Source organism: Kitasatospora sp. NPDC088134 (assembly GCF_044741705.1).
Lineage (GTDB): Bacteria > Actinomycetota > Actinomycetes > Streptomycetales > Streptomycetaceae > Kitasatospora.
Genome location: NZ_JBIUTD010000026.1, coordinates 84,700 through 100,788 on the forward strand (window position 1 = coordinate 84,700; position 16,089 = coordinate 100,788).

Annotated in this window: 11 protein-coding genes; 4 read left to right on the top strand and 7 right to left on the bottom strand. The window is 74.5% G+C overall.

The genetic code is table 11. The annotated features are described in order from the left end of the window. Positions 1-222 precede the first annotated feature (222 nt). The gene (locus ACIOHG_RS30360) at positions 223-717 is read right to left on the bottom strand and encodes a GNAT family N-acetyltransferase (protein ID WP_400955341.1); all 495 of its coding nucleotides are present in this window, start codon (positions 715-717) and stop codon (positions 223-225) included. Positions 718-787: 70 nt separating this feature from the next. After that, positions 788-1,237 carry an ankyrin repeat domain-containing protein gene (locus tag ACIOHG_RS30365; RefSeq protein WP_400955343.1) on the bottom strand — a complete coding sequence of 150 codons (450 nt, stop codon included), beginning with the start codon at positions 1,235-1,237 and terminating at the stop codon, positions 788-790. A gap of 346 nt (positions 1,238-1,583) precedes the next feature. Here ACIOHG_RS30365 and ACIOHG_RS30370 point away from each other — a divergent pair, with 346 nt between their 5' ends. The 3 genes from ACIOHG_RS30370 (at position 1,584) to ACIOHG_RS30380 (ending at position 4,301) form a co-directional block, all read left to right on the top strand. Beyond that, the gene (locus ACIOHG_RS30370) at positions 1,584-1,778 is read left to right on the top strand and encodes a hypothetical protein (protein ID WP_400703251.1); all 195 of its coding nucleotides are present in this window, start codon (positions 1,584-1,586) and stop codon (positions 1,776-1,778) included. A 171-nt stretch (positions 1,779-1,949) separates the two neighbouring features. Then, entirely contained in the window at positions 1,950-3,605 is a 1,656-nt protein-coding gene (locus ACIOHG_RS30375) for a hypothetical protein (RefSeq protein ID WP_400955345.1), read from the top strand. A gap of 321 nt (positions 3,606-3,926) precedes the next feature. Next, positions 3,927-4,301, top strand: a complete 375-nt coding sequence (locus ACIOHG_RS30380; protein WP_400955347.1) for an RNA polymerase-binding protein RbpA — start codon at positions 3,927-3,929, stop codon at positions 4,299-4,301. A gap of 222 nt (positions 4,302-4,523) precedes the next feature. Here the strand turns inward: ACIOHG_RS30380 and ACIOHG_RS30385 are convergent, their stop codons facing one another. The 5 genes from ACIOHG_RS30385 to ACIOHG_RS30405 all read right to left on the bottom strand — a co-directional run bounded on the left by ACIOHG_RS30385 (position 4,524) and on the right by ACIOHG_RS30405 (position 15,389). After that, entirely contained in the window at positions 4,524-10,667 is a 6,144-nt protein-coding gene (locus ACIOHG_RS30385) for a SpaA isopeptide-forming pilin-related protein (protein ID WP_400955349.1), read from the bottom strand. Between the two features lie 189 nt (positions 10,668-10,856). Continuing rightward, positions 10,857-11,426, bottom strand: coding sequence for an FxsA family membrane protein (gene fxsA / locus ACIOHG_RS30390; RefSeq protein ID WP_400955350.1), 570 nt, complete (start codon positions 11,424-11,426; stop codon positions 10,857-10,859). Positions 11,427-11,578: 152 nt separating this feature from the next. Then, positions 11,579-13,183 carry an apolipoprotein N-acyltransferase gene (gene lnt, locus ACIOHG_RS30395; RefSeq protein ID WP_400955352.1) on the bottom strand — a complete coding sequence of 535 codons (1,605 nt, stop codon included), beginning with the start codon at positions 13,181-13,183 and terminating at the stop codon, positions 11,579-11,581. Between the two features lie 111 nt (positions 13,184-13,294). Further along, on the bottom strand, positions 13,295-14,917 hold the full coding sequence (locus ACIOHG_RS30400) for an amidohydrolase (RefSeq protein ID WP_400955353.1): 1,623 nt from the start codon (positions 14,915-14,917) through the stop codon (positions 13,295-13,297). A gap of 31 nt (positions 14,918-14,948) precedes the next feature. Continuing rightward, positions 14,949-15,389 carry an Lrp/AsnC family transcriptional regulator gene (locus tag ACIOHG_RS30405; protein WP_400955354.1) on the bottom strand — a complete coding sequence of 147 codons (441 nt, stop codon included), beginning with the start codon at positions 15,387-15,389 and terminating at the stop codon, positions 14,949-14,951. A 209-nt stretch (positions 15,390-15,598) separates the two neighbouring features. On the opposite strand from ACIOHG_RS30405, the gene ACIOHG_RS30410 reads away from it, so the two are divergent. Further along, positions 15,599-15,997, top strand: a complete 399-nt coding sequence (locus ACIOHG_RS30410) for a hypothetical protein (protein WP_400955355.1) — start codon at positions 15,599-15,601, stop codon at positions 15,995-15,997. Positions 15,998-16,089 lie beyond the last annotated feature (92 nt).

A 16,089-nucleotide genomic window follows, 5' to 3' on the forward strand; every position in this document is an offset into this window, starting at 1 on the left:
GTGGGGGTGGGTGCCCGGACCGTACGGCGGGCCGGGCGGGCCGGGCAACGGACCGCCCGGAGCCGCTCCCCGTCCGCCCGACTCCGAATGTTTCGACGGCTGTTCGACCGTGATTCGACCCGGCGCGCCCCGACCTGCGGCGGGGCGGGAAAACGGCGGAGCGGCCGCGGTCCCGCCCGGGCGGGTCCGCGGCCGCTCCAACGGGCCGGAAGGGGAAGAAAGTTACAGCACGTCAGCGGTCTCCGCGACGAGCTCCTTGCCCATGCAGACGCTCAGCTCGTGGTCCTTGTAGTAACCGAACTTCCGGATCTCGGCGTACCCCTCGGAGGCGTAGAGCGCGATCGCCTCGGGCTGCAGGGTGCCGGTCTCCAGCACCAGCCGGGTGCGCCCGGCGGCGATCGCGGTCGCTTCGAGGTGGCGCAGCAGGGCCCGGGCGTAGCCCTTGCCGCGGGCGTCGGGGACGACGAACATCCGCTTCAGCTCGGCGTCCCGGTCGCGCAGGCCGTCCGCGTCGCGCTCCTTGGCCCGCCATCCGCCGCAGGCCACCGGCCGGCCGTCCTGGTAGCCGATCACGAACAGCCCGGCGGGCGGGTCGAAGTGGTCGGGGTGGATGGCGGTCCGGTCGCCGTCGCCGTAGCGGCGGACGTACTCCTGCTGGACCTCTTCGGCGAGCGACTGGGCGTCGGGGTGCCCGAAGCCGGTGGTGCGGATCTCCATGGCGCCCAAGGGTACGGGCCCGCCCCGGGCCGACGGCCGCCCGGGGCTCCGGCCCGGAACCGGCCCGGCGTCAGCGCGCGGTGAGGCGGGCGACCAGGTCGTCCTTGCCGAACATCCGGGCGGCGTCGAGCGCGGAGGGCATGCCCGCGTACGGGTCGGCGCCGTGGGCGAGCAGGGCGTCGACGACCTCGGTGGCGCCCTTGAAGACGGCGCCCGCCAGCGGGGTCTGGCCGCGGTCGTTGGCGCGGTCGGGTTCGGCGCCGCGCTCCAGCAGGGCAGTGACGGTGGCGGCGTGTCCGTGGTAGGCGGCGAGCATCAGCAGGCTGTCGCCGCGGTCGTTGGTCAGGTTCGCGGGCGTCCCGGCGTCGACGTAGGCGGTCAACAGGCCGGTGTCGCCGGTGCGGGCGGCCTCGAAGAGCCGGCCGGCCAGGGCGAGGACCTCGGCGTCGATCCCGGCGTCGATCCCGGCCGCGGGCCCGTCCGCGGACTCGGTGCCGGGCTGCGCGGTGGATTCGGTCATGGGGTGGTTCCGCCTTCCGGTGCGCGGCCGGTTCGGGCCGCGGGACGTCCTGCTGCTGCCACCGCGAACGCTAGCGGACGCCACCCGGGTGCGGTACGGGGCCGCCGTTCGGGCGAATTCCGGGTGCGCGGGGCGCGGCCGCGCCCCGCGCGGGGACGCCTGAGAGCGCCGGTGCGACCCGCCGGCGCCGACGCGGTCGGCGTCCGGCCGTGCCCCCGGACGTATACCGCCGATCCGGTCGTCCGGGTGAGATCCACCCGTTTGCCGCGCCACATCATCTATTACTTTTTGTCACCATTGAGACACTTTCTGTCACACTGTCCCCGCCCCTCGTGAGGAGCATCCCGTGATTCTCTCCATCTCCGGCATCGTCCTGTTCGGCGTCATCGCCTTCCTCTTCTTCCGCCGGGACGGGCTGAAGATCTCGCACGCCCTGGTGTGCGCGCTGTTCGGCTTCTACGTCGCGGGTTCCTCGATCGCCCCGAGCATCACGGCGGGCGGTGCGAGCCTGGCCAGCCTGATCGGCGGTCTGAAGTTCTGAGTGGCCCCGCTCCTTACCGCTTCACCGGCCCGGGCGCGGCTCCCCACCGCCCCGGGCCTTCTGCCAGCCGCCCCACCCCGCAGCCGTCCCACCCCGCCCGTGCCGAACCCCCTGCTGATGTCCCGTCAGCTCCCGTCCGCTCCCGTCCCCCTCCCCGCCTCCGGAGCCCGCATGTCCTTCACCCGCCACCTCACCCGGGGCCGCGACCTCGCCCGCAACGCGAGCGGCTTCGCCCGCAGCGCCGGTGGTTTCGCCCGCACCGCCGGCGACCACGCCGCCGACGTCTTCGCGCCGCTGACGCTGATCGGCCGCGGCCTGCGCCGGCACGCCGACTGGGCCAAGGGCCGCTGGGCGGCCACCCCGAAGGAGCGGCGCGGCCCGACGCTGCTGGTCGCCGCGGCGGTGGTGCTCGGCGTCTTCCTGCTGCCGCACGGCCCGCTGCTGGCGATCGTCGCGCTGGTCGCCTCCGCCGCCTGGGTCGGGCGCGGCCCCAAGGCCGCCGCCGCCCCGGAACCGGACGTCGCCGACGTCAAGCTGACCGCGCTGTACGCGGCGCTCACCCCCTACCTGGGCGGCCTGGACGACCCGGGCGCGCTGTACCGGCCGGACGGCGAGTGGAAGTCGGCGTTCGGCGGCTGGGAATTCGACCCGGAGGGCCGGCTGGCCGCGCTGGAGATCTCCTACCCGGCGTACTTCACCGACACCGAGCCCGCCGCCCGGGCCCGGATCGAGCAGGTGGTGCAGGGCAAGGCGGGCCGCTCCCGCGAGTACCGCTTCGACTGGGACGAGGAGTCCAACCGGCTGCGGGTGACCGCGCTGGCCCCGCTGCCCGCCGACGTGGTCGCGCAGCGCTTCGTCACCGCGCCGGGCGAGATCGTGCTCGGCTTCACCGACGGCGCGGGCAGCCGACGCACCATCCCGGTGCACCAGGGCGGCGTGGAGGCGCAGCAGCCGCCGGTGGTGTGGCGGGTCGGGGCGCGCTCGGCCGAGCCGCACCTGCTGGCACTGGGCACCGCCGGGTTCGGCACCTCGACGCTGCTGCGCTCGGTCGCGCTGCAGGCACTGCCGCACGGCGACCTGGTGGTGGTGGACGGCGCGGGCACCGGCGAGCACGCCTGCCTGGTGAACCGTCCGGGCGTGCACACCGTGGAGACCAGCCTGCACGGGGCGCTCGCCGCCCTGGAGTGGGTCGCGCAGGAGACCGAGCGCCGGCTGGTCGCCCTGAACGCCGCCCGGCAGCACGGCCTGGCCGCGCCCGCCGACGCCACCCGGCCGCTGTGGGTCCTGCTCGACCACCTGACCGAACTGTCCGAGCTGGCCCACGCCGAGGGCCGCACCGACCCGCAGGACCTGCTGGAGGTGCCGCTGCGGCACGGCCGGGCGGCGCGCGTGACGGTGGTGTTCGTCGACGACCTGGAGGCGCGCGACCGGATCTCCGCGACGGTCCGCACCTGCACCCGCGCCCGGGTGGTGCTCGGCCCCGTCACCCCCGAGTCCGGCGGCGCCGCGCTCGGCGTCCCGCTGGACATCGCGCCCGCCGCGCACACCCCGCCCGGCCGCGGCTACGCCCGGATCGGCACCGCGGCCCCGGTCCGGCTCCAGGTGCCCGTCACCGTCGACCCGCTGGACGACGAGGCACCGGCCGCGCTGCGGGACGCGGTGATCTCCCTGCTGCCGCACCGCGACACCCGCACCGAGGCGGCCGCGCCGACGGTGCCGGCCGTGCCGTCGGAGCCGCCGACGGTCGGGGCGGACGCGACGGTGGCGGCGCCGGTCGCGGACCTGACCAAGGGCCCGGCGCCGACCCGGTCGCAGCCGATCTGGTAGGACAGGGCGGTGGGACGGAGCACGGGCAGGACACAGGCAGGACACAGGCAGGACACAGGCAGGAGCACGGGCAGGAGCGTGGGACGGAAGCGGGCCGGCCGGGCATATTCGTGCGGACCATAAGTGCACAAAATGTGACACGCCGGGTGATAACACCGTTCAGATGTGACAAAACGGGCGACCATGGGTACAAACAGGGGCGGCACGACAGGCGACGTATGTCCCCGGGACGGGAATCTTCGTCGAAGGCCGAGCGTTGGACCCAGCGACGAAGACAGCGACCACTAGTCCTGTGGGCAAGAAGCCCGGGAGGCACGATTCATGAGCGAGCGAGCTCTCCGCGGCACGCGACTCGGGGCGACCAGCTACGAGACCGACCGCGGCATTGACCTGGCACCGCGCCAGACCGTCGAATACGCATGCCAGAACGGACACCGCTTCGAGGTGCCGTTCTCGGTCGAGGCGGAGATTCCCGCAGTGTGGGAATGCCGTTTCTGCGGCCAGGAGGCCGCCCTCCTCGACGGCGAGGAGCCCGAGGAGAAGAAGACCAAGCCCACCCGCACCCACTGGGACATGCTGATGGAGCGTCGGACGCGCGAGGAACTGGAGGAAGTCCTGGCCGAGCGCCTGGCCGTCCTGCGCTCCGGCGGCATGAACCTCGCGGTGCACCCGCGCGACTCGCGCAAGTCCGCCTAACGACGAGCGCCCCGCACCACCGCGCACCACCGCGCACCACTGCCGAAGGGCCCCGGGATCCGGGGCCCTTCGGCGTTCCCGCACCTCGCCTCCCCCACCGGCTCCTCCCCACCGGCTCCGCCCCCACCCACCGCTGCCCGCACCGGCGCGTGCACGCCGGAGGGGCGGCACCGGGAGTCCGGTGCCGCCCCTCCGGGCCTACTGGGCTGGGCCGTCAGGCGGTCACTTCTCGCCGCGCCGGCGGCGGCTGCGCACCCCGAGCAGCGCCCCGCCCGTGGCCAGCAGCAGCGCGCTCAGCGCGCCGACCAGCTCGGCGGAGGTGCCGGTGTCCGGCAGCGGCGGCCGCGGCGGGACGGGCGGCGTCGGCGGAACCGGCGGCGGCGGGGTGGGCTCGCGCCGGTTGTCGACGGTGACGGAGGCCGTCGGGTCAGCGACGCCCTCGGCCAGGGTGACCGGGGTGACGGCCTGCTCCGGCAGCAGGTACCCGGCCGGGGCCTTGGTCTCCTGCCAGTAGTACCGGCCCGCGGGCAGCGGTCCGGCGTGGCAGCCGCCGTCCTGGTCGGTGGTGCAGGGCGCACCCACCTCGGTGTCACCGTCCGGCTGGAGGCCGTCCGTGCCGTTGCTCTCCCGCCAGAGCCGGAACTCCGCACCGGCCAGCGCCGCGCGGGTGTCCGCGTCGCGCTTGAGCAGGTGCAGGTAGCCGGGCAGCGGCCGGTCGACCACGGTGACGGCGTGCTCGGCCCGGGCGTTCTCGACGGTGAGCGTCAGCGGCCCGAAGACCGCCGGGTCCGGGAGCTGGTAGCCGACCGGGGCCGACACCTCCTGCCAGTAGTAGCTGCCGAGTTCGACCCCCGCCGTGCAGCGCCCGTCGGCGGGCGTCCGGCACTCCGCGCCCACCTTGGTGTCGGTGGCGGGCTGGAGGCCCGCCGTACCGTCGGTGTCCTTCCACAGCTGGAAGACCGCGCCGGAAAGCGCCTTCCCGTCGGGGTCGGTCTTCAGCACCGAGACCTCGCCCGGCGCGGGCCGGTCCACGACGGTGCTGGAGACTCCGGCCTCCGCGTTCTCGGCGGTCAGCGTCAACGGCCCGAACACGGCCGGGGCGGGCAGCAGGTAGCCCGCCGGGGCGGCCGTCTCCTGCCAGTAGTAGCTGCCCAGGCCCACGGTCGCGGCGCACTTGCCGTCCGCACCCGTGGTGCACTCCGCACCCACCTTGCTGTCGGTGGCCGGCTGGAGGCCGGAGGCACCGTCAGTGTCCTGCCAGAGCTGGAACTTGGCACCGGAAAGCGCCTTCCCCTCCGGGTCCGTCTTCAGCACCTGCACCCGGCCGGTGATCGGCTGGTCCACCACGGTGACGGTGACGCCCTGCCGTGCATTGGCGAGGGTGAGCGTCAGCGGGCCGGAGACCGGGTTGTCCGGCAGGCGGTAACCGGCCGGGGCCTGGATCTCCTCCCAGTAGTAGGTGCCGAGTTCGACGGTGGCGGCGCAGCGGCCGCCGCCGGTGGCGGTGCAGGGGGCGCCGGTCTTGGTGTCGGCGTCCTGCTGCAGGCCCTCGCGGGCGCCGCTCTCGCGCCACAGTTGGAACACCGCGCCGTCCAGGGGCTTGCCCTGCGGGTCGGTCTTCAGCACCGAGACCTCGCCCGGCGCGGGCCGGTCGACGACGGTGCTGGAGAGCCCGGCCTCCGCGTTCTCGGCGGTCAGCGTCAACGGCCCGAACACGGCCGGGTCGGGCAGCAGGTAGCCGTCGGGGGCGGCGGTCTCCTGCCAGTAGTAGCTACCGAGACCGACGGTCGCCGAGCAGCGGCCGTCCGCACCCGTGGTGCACTCGGCACCCACCTTGGTGTCCGTCGCGGGCTGGAGCCCTGCCACACCGTCAGCGTCCTGCCAGAGCTGGAACTTGGCGCCGGAAAGCGCCTTCCCGTCCGGATCGGTCTTCAGCACCGAGACCCGGCCGGTGATCGGCTGGTCGGTGACGGTGGCGGTGACGCCCTGGCGGAAGTTGTCGGCGGTGAGCGTCAGCGGGCCGAAGACCGCCGGGGCGGGCAGCAGGTAGCCGCTGGGGGCGGCAGTCTCCTGCCAGTAGTAGGTGCCCAGGCCCACGGTCGCGGCGCACTTGCCGTCCGCACCCGTGGTGCACTCCGTACCCACCTTGGTGTCCGTCGCGGGCTGGAGCCCGGCCGTACCGTCAGTGTCCTGCCAGAGCTGGAACTTGGCGCCCGCCAGCGGCTTGCCCTGCGGGTCGACCTTGGTGACGGAGACCGCGCCGGTCATCGGGCGGTCCACCACCGTGGTGCTGACGCCCGCACGGTAGTTGGCGGAGGTCAGCGTCAGCGGCCCGAAGACGGCCGGGTCGGGCAGCAGGTAGCCGGCCGGGGCGGCCGTCTCCTGCCAGTAGTACGTGCCCAGGCCCACGGTCTCGGCACAGGTACCGTCCGCGCCCGTGGTGCACTCCGCACCCACCTTGCTGTCGGTCGCGGGCTGGAGCCCGGCCGTACCGTCGGAGTCCCGCCACAGCTGGAAGACCGCGCCGGAAAGCGCCTTCCCGTCGGGGTCGGTCTTCAGCACCTGCACCCGGCCGGTCATCGGGCGGTCGACGGCGGTGGTGGTGACGCCCTGCCGGGAGTTGTCGACGGTCAGGACCAGCGGGCCGAAGACCGGGTTGTCGGGGAGCAGGAAGCCGTCGGGGGCCGCCGTCTCCTGCCAGTAGTAGGTGCCGGGGTCGACGGTCGCGGTGCAGATGCCGTCCGCACCGGTGGTGCACTCCGCACCCACCTTGGTGTCCGTCGCGGGCTGGAGCCCGGTCGTACCGTCGGAGTCCCGCCACAGCTGGAACTTCGCGCCCGCCAGGGACTGGCCCTCGGGGTCGGTCTTGTGGACGGTGACGCTGCCGGGCGCGGGGCGGTTGACCGCCGTCGCGGTGACGCCCTCGGTGGCGTTGGCCGCCGCGAGGGTGAGCGGGCCGAAGACGGCCGGGTCGGGCAGCAGATAGCCGTCGGGAGCCGCCGTCTCCTGCCAGTAGTACGTGCCCAGGCCCACGGTAGCGGCACACTTGCCGTCCGCACCCGTGGTGCACTCCGCACCCACCTTGGTGTCCGTCGCGGGCTGGAGCCCGGACACACCGTCAGTGTCCTTCCACAGCTGGAACTTGGCGCCGGAAAGCGCCTTCCCGTCCGGATCCGTCTTCAGCACCTGCACCCGGCCGGTGATCGGCCGGTCGACGGCGGTGGTGGAGAGGCCCGCGCGGTAGTTGTCGGCGGTGAGCACCAGCGGGCCGAACACATCCTGCTCGGGGAGCAGGTACCCCGCCGGGGCGGCGGTCTCCTGCCAGTAGTAGGTGCCCAGGCCCACGGTCGCGGCGCACTTGCCGTCCGCACCCGTGGTGCACTCCGCACCCACCTTGCTGTCCGTCGCGGGCTGGAGCCCGGACACACCGTCAGTGTCCTTCCACAGCTGGAACTTGGCGCCGGAAAGCGCCTTCCCGTCCGGGTCCGTCTTCAGCACCGACACCTGCCCGGTCATCGGCCGGTCGGTGACGGTGACGGAGACACCCGCGCGGAAGTTGGCGGAGGTCAGGTCCAGCGGGCCGAAGACCGCCGGGTCGGGCAGCAGGTACCCGGCCGGGGCGGCCGTCTCCTGCCAGTAGTAGCTGCCCAGGCCCACGGTGGCCGAGCAGCGGCCGTCCGCGCCCGTGGTGCAGGCGGAGTTGACCATGGTGTCGGGGGTGGCGCCGGCGGGCTGGAGGCCGGGGGTGCCGTTGCTCTCCTTCCAGAGCTGGAAGACGGCGCCGGGAAGCGCTTTCCCGTCCGGGTCGGTCTTGAGCACCGAGACCTGGCCGGTCATCGGCCGGTCGACGGCGGTGGTGGTGACGCCGGCCCGGTAGGTGTCCATGGTGAGGGCGAGCGGGCCGAAGAAGGGCTGGTCGGGCAGCAGGTAGCCGCCAGGGGCGGCGGTCTCCTGCCAGTAGTAGGTGCCGAGCGGGACGGTGGCGGTGCACTTGCCGTCGGCGCCGGTGGTGCACTCGGTGCCGACCTTGGTGTCGGTGCCGGTGTTGATGCCCGCGGTGCCGTCGGTGTCCTTCCACAGCTGGAACTTCGCCCCGGCCAGCGGGTTGCCCTGCGGGTCGGTCTTGGTGACCGTGACCGCGCCCTCGGGCTGGACGTAGCCGAAGTCGTAGGTGTGGTTGTTCTCGCCGGGGCCGCCGGTGACCAGGGAGATCTCCGGGTAGGTGCCGCCGGGCGGGACCTTGCCGTCGTTGTCGACGAAGTCGTTGCCGCCGGCGTCGGCCTTGGTGACGGTCCACTGGTACAGCGGGCCGCCGGGGGCGTAGTCGGCGGGCAGGTCGACCTTCACGGTGTACGCGGTGCGCGGCTTGAGGCCGCCGGTGACGTTGGTGTCGTCGAAGTAGTACTCGCCGCGGGCGGTGGTCTTCGTGGTGCCGACCACGGCGCCGTTCGCGTCGTAGAGCCGGACGGTGGCGCCGGGCACGGGCTTCTCGCCCGGGTCCTGGACGCCGTTGCGGTCGGTGTCGTACCAGACCCGGTTGCCGATCTGCAGCGGGGCCTCGTCGCACAGCACTTCCAGGTCGGCCATCGAGCCGCCCTTGCCGAAGGTGCTGGTGAGGCGGTTGCCCATCTGTCCGCCGGCGGGGCGGGTGCCGTCGCGGTTGGTGAACGCGGTGCCGCCGGTGTAGGTGGTGACGTCGTCGGGGTCCAGCGCGGAGGAGGCGATGGTGGTCTCGACCTTGGACAGCGCGATGCCGGAGAACAGCGCGTTCTGGTGGTAGGCGGTGCGCTGCTGGCCGTAGTAGCCCTGGCCGCGGGCGCCGGTCTTCCCGCAGCCGAGGTTCTCGGCCATCACGAAGGTGCCGTCGCCGGCGGCGCAGGCCCGGCTCATCCCGCCGCCCGCGGACGGGACCACGGTGGCGGGGCCGCCGGGGGTGATCGGCTGGAGGTGGCCGACCTGGTCGCCGAGGCGGTCGCGGAAGCTCAGGATCAGCGCGCCGTCGGTGTCGACCACGATGTCGGCGAGCATCGGCTCCGGGTTGGCGTAGTAGCCGGTCCCGCAGGCGGTGCCGTTCTGGGTGGTCGGGACGGTGTCCGACCAGGGGAACCAGCCCGCGCCCGCGCAGGGGGCGACGCTGTACGTCACGGGGCGCGGGTAGTCGAGCTTCTGGTCGAGGATCACGGGCCCGAAGGTGCCCGCGGCCGGGTCGAAGGTGCGCACCACGGCCCGCAGGTCGGCGGCCTTCTTGGTGGACTCGCCGGAGCAGACGCCGCCGACGTACACCACGCCGTCCTGGACGCCGAGGCCGTAGGGCCGCCAGTCGCCGTCGGCCGGGCAGGGGGTGCTCGGGCCGGGGATCGGGTAGACCGCCTTGGGGGCGGTGGCGCTGGTGACCGTCGCGTCGTAGCGGTAGAGCTGACGGTCCTTCAGATTGACGACGTACAGGTCCTTGCCGTCCTCGGAGACCTCGACGTCGCCGAGCGCCTCCTTGCCGACGGCGGGCGCGAACGCCAGGTCCATGTCGGTGGCGTAGTTGTGCGCGGTGGTCCCGGTGTTGGGGACGGTGGTGTACAGGGTGGTGGCGCCGGTGGCGCGGTCGGTCAGGTAGATGCCGCCCGGGCCACCGGGGCCGTACGCGGAGCCGCGGTGCGCGTGCGCGCCGCTGAAGATCCGCTTCTGCTGCTTGTTCCAGCCGATGCCGTAGACCGCGCCGGTCTGGGTCTTGGTCGCCAGGTCGGTGGTCTGGTTGTTGTCGCCGCGCGCGTTGTACGGGAAGGTCACCAGGGTGCGGGTCGCCGGGTCGGCCGGGGGGACCTCGGAGCGGATGCAGGCGGTGACCAGCGGGGCGTTCTTCTGGCAGTAGTCGCCGGGGTTCCACAGGCCGGTGGTGTAGGAGACCTTCTTCCCGCCGGAGAGGTCGACGAACTCCTCGGTGCTGCTCAGCCGGTTGGGCGCGCCGTCCAGGCCCTGCCGGTCGGCGAAGGCGGAGAACAGCACGCCGGGCTTCGGGTTGAGCACCTGGACGCGGTACTTGCCGCCGGTCAGGCCGCTGGCACCGGCGTTCAGGGTGACGGTGCCGTCGGCGGCGGTGGTGCCGTCGATGCTGGTGCCGGCGTCGTCGGTGAGGGTGACGGTGACCCCGCCCATGCCGGGTTCCAGCGCGGCGCCCTGCCAGAGGCCGTCGGCGGTGACCTTGCGCACCACCCGGACCGTCACCGCGCCGTCGCCGGCCTGCGCGCCGGCGGGTGCGGCCAGCGCGCCCAGGTAGCCGGCGCACAGGGCCAGGACGGTCGTGCCCGCGGCGAGTCTGCTGCGCCGGGGGGGCGGTGGCGCACCGCGCGCCGCGCCGTTGGAGGGAGCACCCATGGTGGAGTTCTCCGCCTTTCGATGAGGGGTCGGCGGCGGCGCCCACTGGCGCCGCCCACCTGTCCATCGGGCGGAAACCCCGGCCTGATCAGGTAAAGCGCTGGTATTTCATTCGCTCGGCGGTCAGCCGTGCGTACTCGCACCACCTTTGCCTGACGGATCGTCGGATCATCGACCCGCCGGAAGGGTTCAGGGCGCGATCGGCGGCCGGTACCCGGTGTCCGGCTCCGCCGGGCCCGCCGGCGGGTCGACGACCTCGCCCTGGACGATCTTCCCGTCGGGGCGGTGGATGCGCAGCTGCTCCTGCAGGCGCATCGCGTCGGCGAACCGGTCCGCGCCGACCGGGGCGGTGGAGCGCAGCACCGTGCCGGTGATCCGGCGGCCGAGGGCCCGCCACAGGGCGCGGGTCGGCGGCAGCAGGAACGTCACCGCGAGCAGGTCGGAGAGGAAGCCGGGGACGGTCAGCAGCACGCCCGCCAGCACCGTCATCGAGGTGCCGGTCTGCGGCTGGGCGGACTGCGGGTCCTTCGAGAGCTCGACGGCGGCCCGGAACGCCCGGGCCCCGGCGCGCTTGATCACCGTGCCGCCGAGGAACACGCCCGCGATCAGCAGGAGCAGGGTGGGGAACCAGCCGATCCAGCCGGCCACCACCGTGAGCAGCCAGATCTCCAGTACCAGCCAGGCGGCGATCAGCAGCGGGACACTGCGGGCGAGCCGCCCGCGGCGGGCCGGACGGGCCGGGGTTGCTTGCTGCGACACGGTACGAATCCACTCCGTCGTGGTGCTCTCCGCGGCGACCGGCGGTTCCGGCCGCGTTCCACGGCACCACCTGGCACAACGGGCTGCGGGGCCGCGGTGTTCCGCGACCCCGCCGTCCTCCCCGCCCGCTCCCCCGGGTCGGGGAAAAAGCCTCAGGCCGTCCGGCCGGCCCGGCGGCGGCGCACCGCGCCGGTCGCCGCGAAGGCGCAGGCCAGCAGGCCGCCGAGGGCGAGCGCCCACTCGGGTCCGGCGCCGACCTTGTCGGCGACGGTCCGGCCGTCGCGCAGCGGCACCACCGCGTTCAGCACCTGCTGGGTCATCTCGTCGGTGCGCTGCTCGACGGTGCCGTCGGGGGCGATCACCGCGGAGACGCCGCTGGTGGCGGCGATCAGCACCGCACGGCCGTGCTCGACGGCCCGCAGCCGGGACATCGCCAGCTGCTGCTCGGTCTGCCCGGTCCGGTTGTAGGTGGCGTTGTTGGTCTGCACGACCAGCACCCGGCCGCCCTGGTTGACGGTGTCGCGGACGATCTCGTCGTACGCCACCTCGAAGCAGATCACGTCGCCGATCCGGGCCGGGCCGAGCTGCATGACGCCGCTGCCGGTGCCGGGGTAGAAGTCCCGGGCGACCCGCTGCAGGCGGCTGATCACCTTGGACAGCTGCGCGCGGAACGGCACGTACTCGCCGAACGGCACCGGGTGCTGCTTGGTGTAGGACTCGCCGGGGCCGGAGGACGGGTCCCAGACGATGCCCTCGTTGCGGACGTGCTGGGTGTCGGGGCCGTCGACCAGCGCGCCGACCAGGGTGGGCACGCCGACGGCCTTGACCGCCCGGTCGATCCGGGCGTACGCCGCGGGGTCGCTGAACGGGTCCAGGTCGGAGGCGTTCTCCGGCCAGATCACCACGTCGGGCTTGGCGGCCTTCCCGGCGGCGACGTCGGCGGCGAGCTGCTCGGTGGCGCCGGCGTGGTTGTTGAGCACCTCCATGGGCCGGCCCAGGAAGTCCATGCCGGGGCGGTCCACGTTGCCCTGGACCAGGGCGACCTTCACGGTGTCGGCGGCGGCGGTGCGCACCGGCACGGCGTAGCCGACCAGGGCGAGCGCGACCGCGCCGACCGCGCCGACGGGGGCGCGCCACGGCAGGTCGGTCCCGTCCTGCCGGGCCCGCAGCAGGGCGAGCACGGCCCAGGCCAGCAGGGTGCCGCCGGCGGCGACCGCGAAGGTGACCAGCGGGGCGCCGCCGAGCGCCGCGAGCGGGGTGTAGGGGCTGGCGGTGTTGGCGAACGCCAGGCGGCCCCACGGGAAGCCGCCGAACGGCAGCCGGTCGCGGGCCCACTCCTGGGTGACCCAGAGCATCGCCGCCCACAGCGGCCAGCCGCGCAGCCGGGAGGTCAGGGCCAGGCAGGCGCCCATCGCGGCCAGGAACAGCGCCTCGATCAGCGACAGGCCCACGGTGGCGTCCCAGCCGACCGGGCGCAGCCAGGACAGCAGCACCACGAAGAACGGGACGCCGAAGGCGAATCCGAGCCAGCCGCCGTGCCGGGCGGTGCGGCCGCGGGTGAGCAGCGTCAGCCCGGCCACCGCGAGGACCGACAGCGGCCAGGCGTCGAACGGCGGGAACGCGAGGGCCAGCGCCGTGCCGCCGAGCGCGGCCAGCCCGGTGCGGCCCCACCAGCCCCGGCGGCCGCCCCGCGTCCGCGCCGGCGGCTCGGACTTCTCCTCCGCCACCGGCTGCTCCTGCGATACGGGCAGTGCCACCTGCGCACCACCTCTCTGGGGGATCACCCCGCGCGGGCGGGGATCGGACTCGTTCGACGTCCTCCGAAAGGTACAGCACTCCCGAGCGGGTGTTCCCGGGCCGCCGGCGTGCTACCGCTCGTACACGGTGCGGCCGCGGACGACGGTGCGCAGGCAGGTGGGGAGGGGTGCGCCCGGGGTGAGGTCGGGCAGGCCGGGGGTGCCGGAGCGGGGGTCGGTGGACCAGCCGGCGACCCGGGAGTCGGGGGCCTGGACGACCAGGTCGGTGGTGGCCCAGATCGCGTAGGAGGCGATCGCGCCGGGCACCAGGACGCCGTCCTGGTCGTGGCCGAGGGCGCGGTGGCCGCCGCGGGTGTGGGCGGTGAACGCGGCCCGGACCGAGATCCGGTGCTCGGGGGTGCGGTGGAAGGCGGCGGCCCGGACGGTGCCCCACGGGTCGAGCGGGGTGACGGGGGCGTCGGAGCCGAAGGCGAGCGGGACGCCGGTGCGCAGCATGGCGGCGAACGGGTTGAGGGCGGCGGCGCGTTCGGCGCCGAGCCGGGCCGCGTACATGCCGTCGGGGCCGCCCCAGGCGGCGTCGAAGGCGGGCTGGACGGAGGCGGTGAGGCCGAGTTCGGCGAAGGCGGCCAGGGTCTCGGGCGTCAGGGCCTCGGCGTGCTCGACCCGGTGGCGCAGGGCGCGGACCCGGTCGGCGCCGAGCTTGTCGGCGGCGGCCCGGACGCCGTCGACGACGGCGGTGATCGCGGCGTCGCCGATGGCGTGGAACCCGGCCTGCAGGCCGGCCTCGGTGCAGGCGGTGACGTGTTCGGCGACCTGATCGGCCGTCAGGTAGGCGACGCCGGTGTGCGGGGCGTCGGTGTAGGGGTCGTGCAGGCAGGCGGTGCGGGAGCCGAGGGCGCCGTCGACGAACAGGTCGCCGCCGGCGCCGGCCGCGCCGAGGCGCTGCGCGGTGGCGACGCCCGCGGGGCCGAGTTCGCCCCAGTAGCCGTGCACCTCGGGGCCGGGGGTCTCGGCGGCGAGGGCGAGCAGCGCGGCGAGGTCCTCGGCGGAGGAGATCTGCGGGCCGGCGCACTCGTGCAGGGCACCGATGCCGAGTTCGGCGGCGCGGCGCAGGGTGGCGAGCTGGGCGGCGCGGCGCTGTCCGGGGGTGAGGTGGGCGAGGGCGGCGACCCGGACGGCGTGGTGGGCGTCCCGGGTGAGCGGCTGCTCGGGGTGGTGCCCGGCGGTGTCGGCGAGGCCGGGGACGAGGGCCCGCAGCGCGCTGGTGGCGAGTGCGGAGTGGACGTCGGTGCGGGAGAGGTAGAGCGGGGCGCCGCCGGCCGCGGCGTCGAGTTCGGCGAGCGAGGGGGCGCGGCCCTCGGGCCAGTTGGTCTCGTCCCAGCCGTGGCCGATCAGCACGCCCCCGGCGGCGGTGGCCTCGGAGCGCTCGGCGCAGAAGGCGGCGATCCGGGCCAGGGCCTCGGGGAGCGAGGCGCAGTCGGTGAGGTCGAGCCCGGTGAGGGCGAGGCCGGTGGCGGTGGCGTGCACGTGGGCGTCGACGAACGCGGGGGTGACCAGGGCGCCGTCCAGTTCGACGATCTCGTCGGCGCCGTCGGCGTACGCCTCGGCGGCTCCGTCGCTGCCGACCCAGGCGACGTGCCCGCCCTCGACCAGCATGGCGGTGGCGAAGGGGTCGGCGGGGCTGTAGACGTTGCCGCCGCGCAGCAGGACGGTCCGGGGGGTGCGTTCGGTCATGGCGTCCAGTCTCGCACTCCGGACGGCGGCCTCAGAGCTTCGGGGGGCGGGCCTCGTAGGGGGTGGAGAGGACCACGGTGGTGCGGGTGGAGACGCCGGCGGCGGTGCGGATGCGGGCGAGCAGGTCCTCCAGGTCGCCGGGGCCGGGGACCCGGACCTTGAGGATGTAGTTCTCGTCGCCGGCGACGCTGTGGCAGGCCTCGATCTCGGGGAGGCCCTCCAGCCGCTCGGGGGTGTCGTCGGGCGAGCTGGGGTCGAAGGGCTTGACCGAGATGAACGCCGTCAGCGCGAGGTTGACGGCCTCGGGGTCGACGATCGCGGTGTAGCCGCGGATGACGCCGCGCTGTTCGAGGCGGCGCACCCGCTGGTGCACGGCCGAGGTGGACAGGCCGGTGGCCTTGCCCAGGTCGGTGTAGCTCATCCGTCCGTCCTGCAGCAGCAGCTGGACGATGCGCTGGTCGAGTTCCTCCACGAGTCGTCAACCTACTCGATCGGGGCGGGGCTGTGCAGACAGCTCACCAGGGGGGCGCATCCGGGGGGCACATGCCAACGGAATGTGGCGAGGAACACAGGACGTGCATCACCGTGCGCCGGAGCGCAGGATTATGAGGTCCCGTCAGGGGGAAGTGCTGCTGGTGGCCCGGACAACGAGAGACTCCGGCCCGATTCCGAGGGGGATCAATGCCTTCCACCGACCAGCGTTCCGACGTCGAGGAACCCGGCGCGTCCGAGCCGTCCTTCGGGGCGGACCCGGGCGCGGCCGACGCCTGGGACACCGTCCGGGTGCACTGCCCGGCGTGCGACCGCCCGATCGCCCTGATCGGGGACGAGGAGCGCCTGCCCCAGCACGCGGTGCTGACCTCCGCGTGGAACCCCTTCCAGCCCGCCATCTGCCCGGGCACCGGCGCCCCCACGGCCGAGCTGCCGGAGTGCGAGGAGTCCGCGGCGCCGGACGGCCCGGACAACCTGGTGGCGCTGCCCGGCAAGCTGGACTGGCGCACCCAGCCGTTCTCGCACGCCGGTGCCCACCGCGCGGTGCGCGCCCTGGTGCCCGCCCAGCGCGACCGCCGCGCGGCCTGACCGCAGCGGGGCACCGCAGCCGGGGCACGACGCCCGGAGAGACCGCGCCCGGGGACGACGCCCGGGCCGCCGGCCCGGCCCGCGTACGCTGG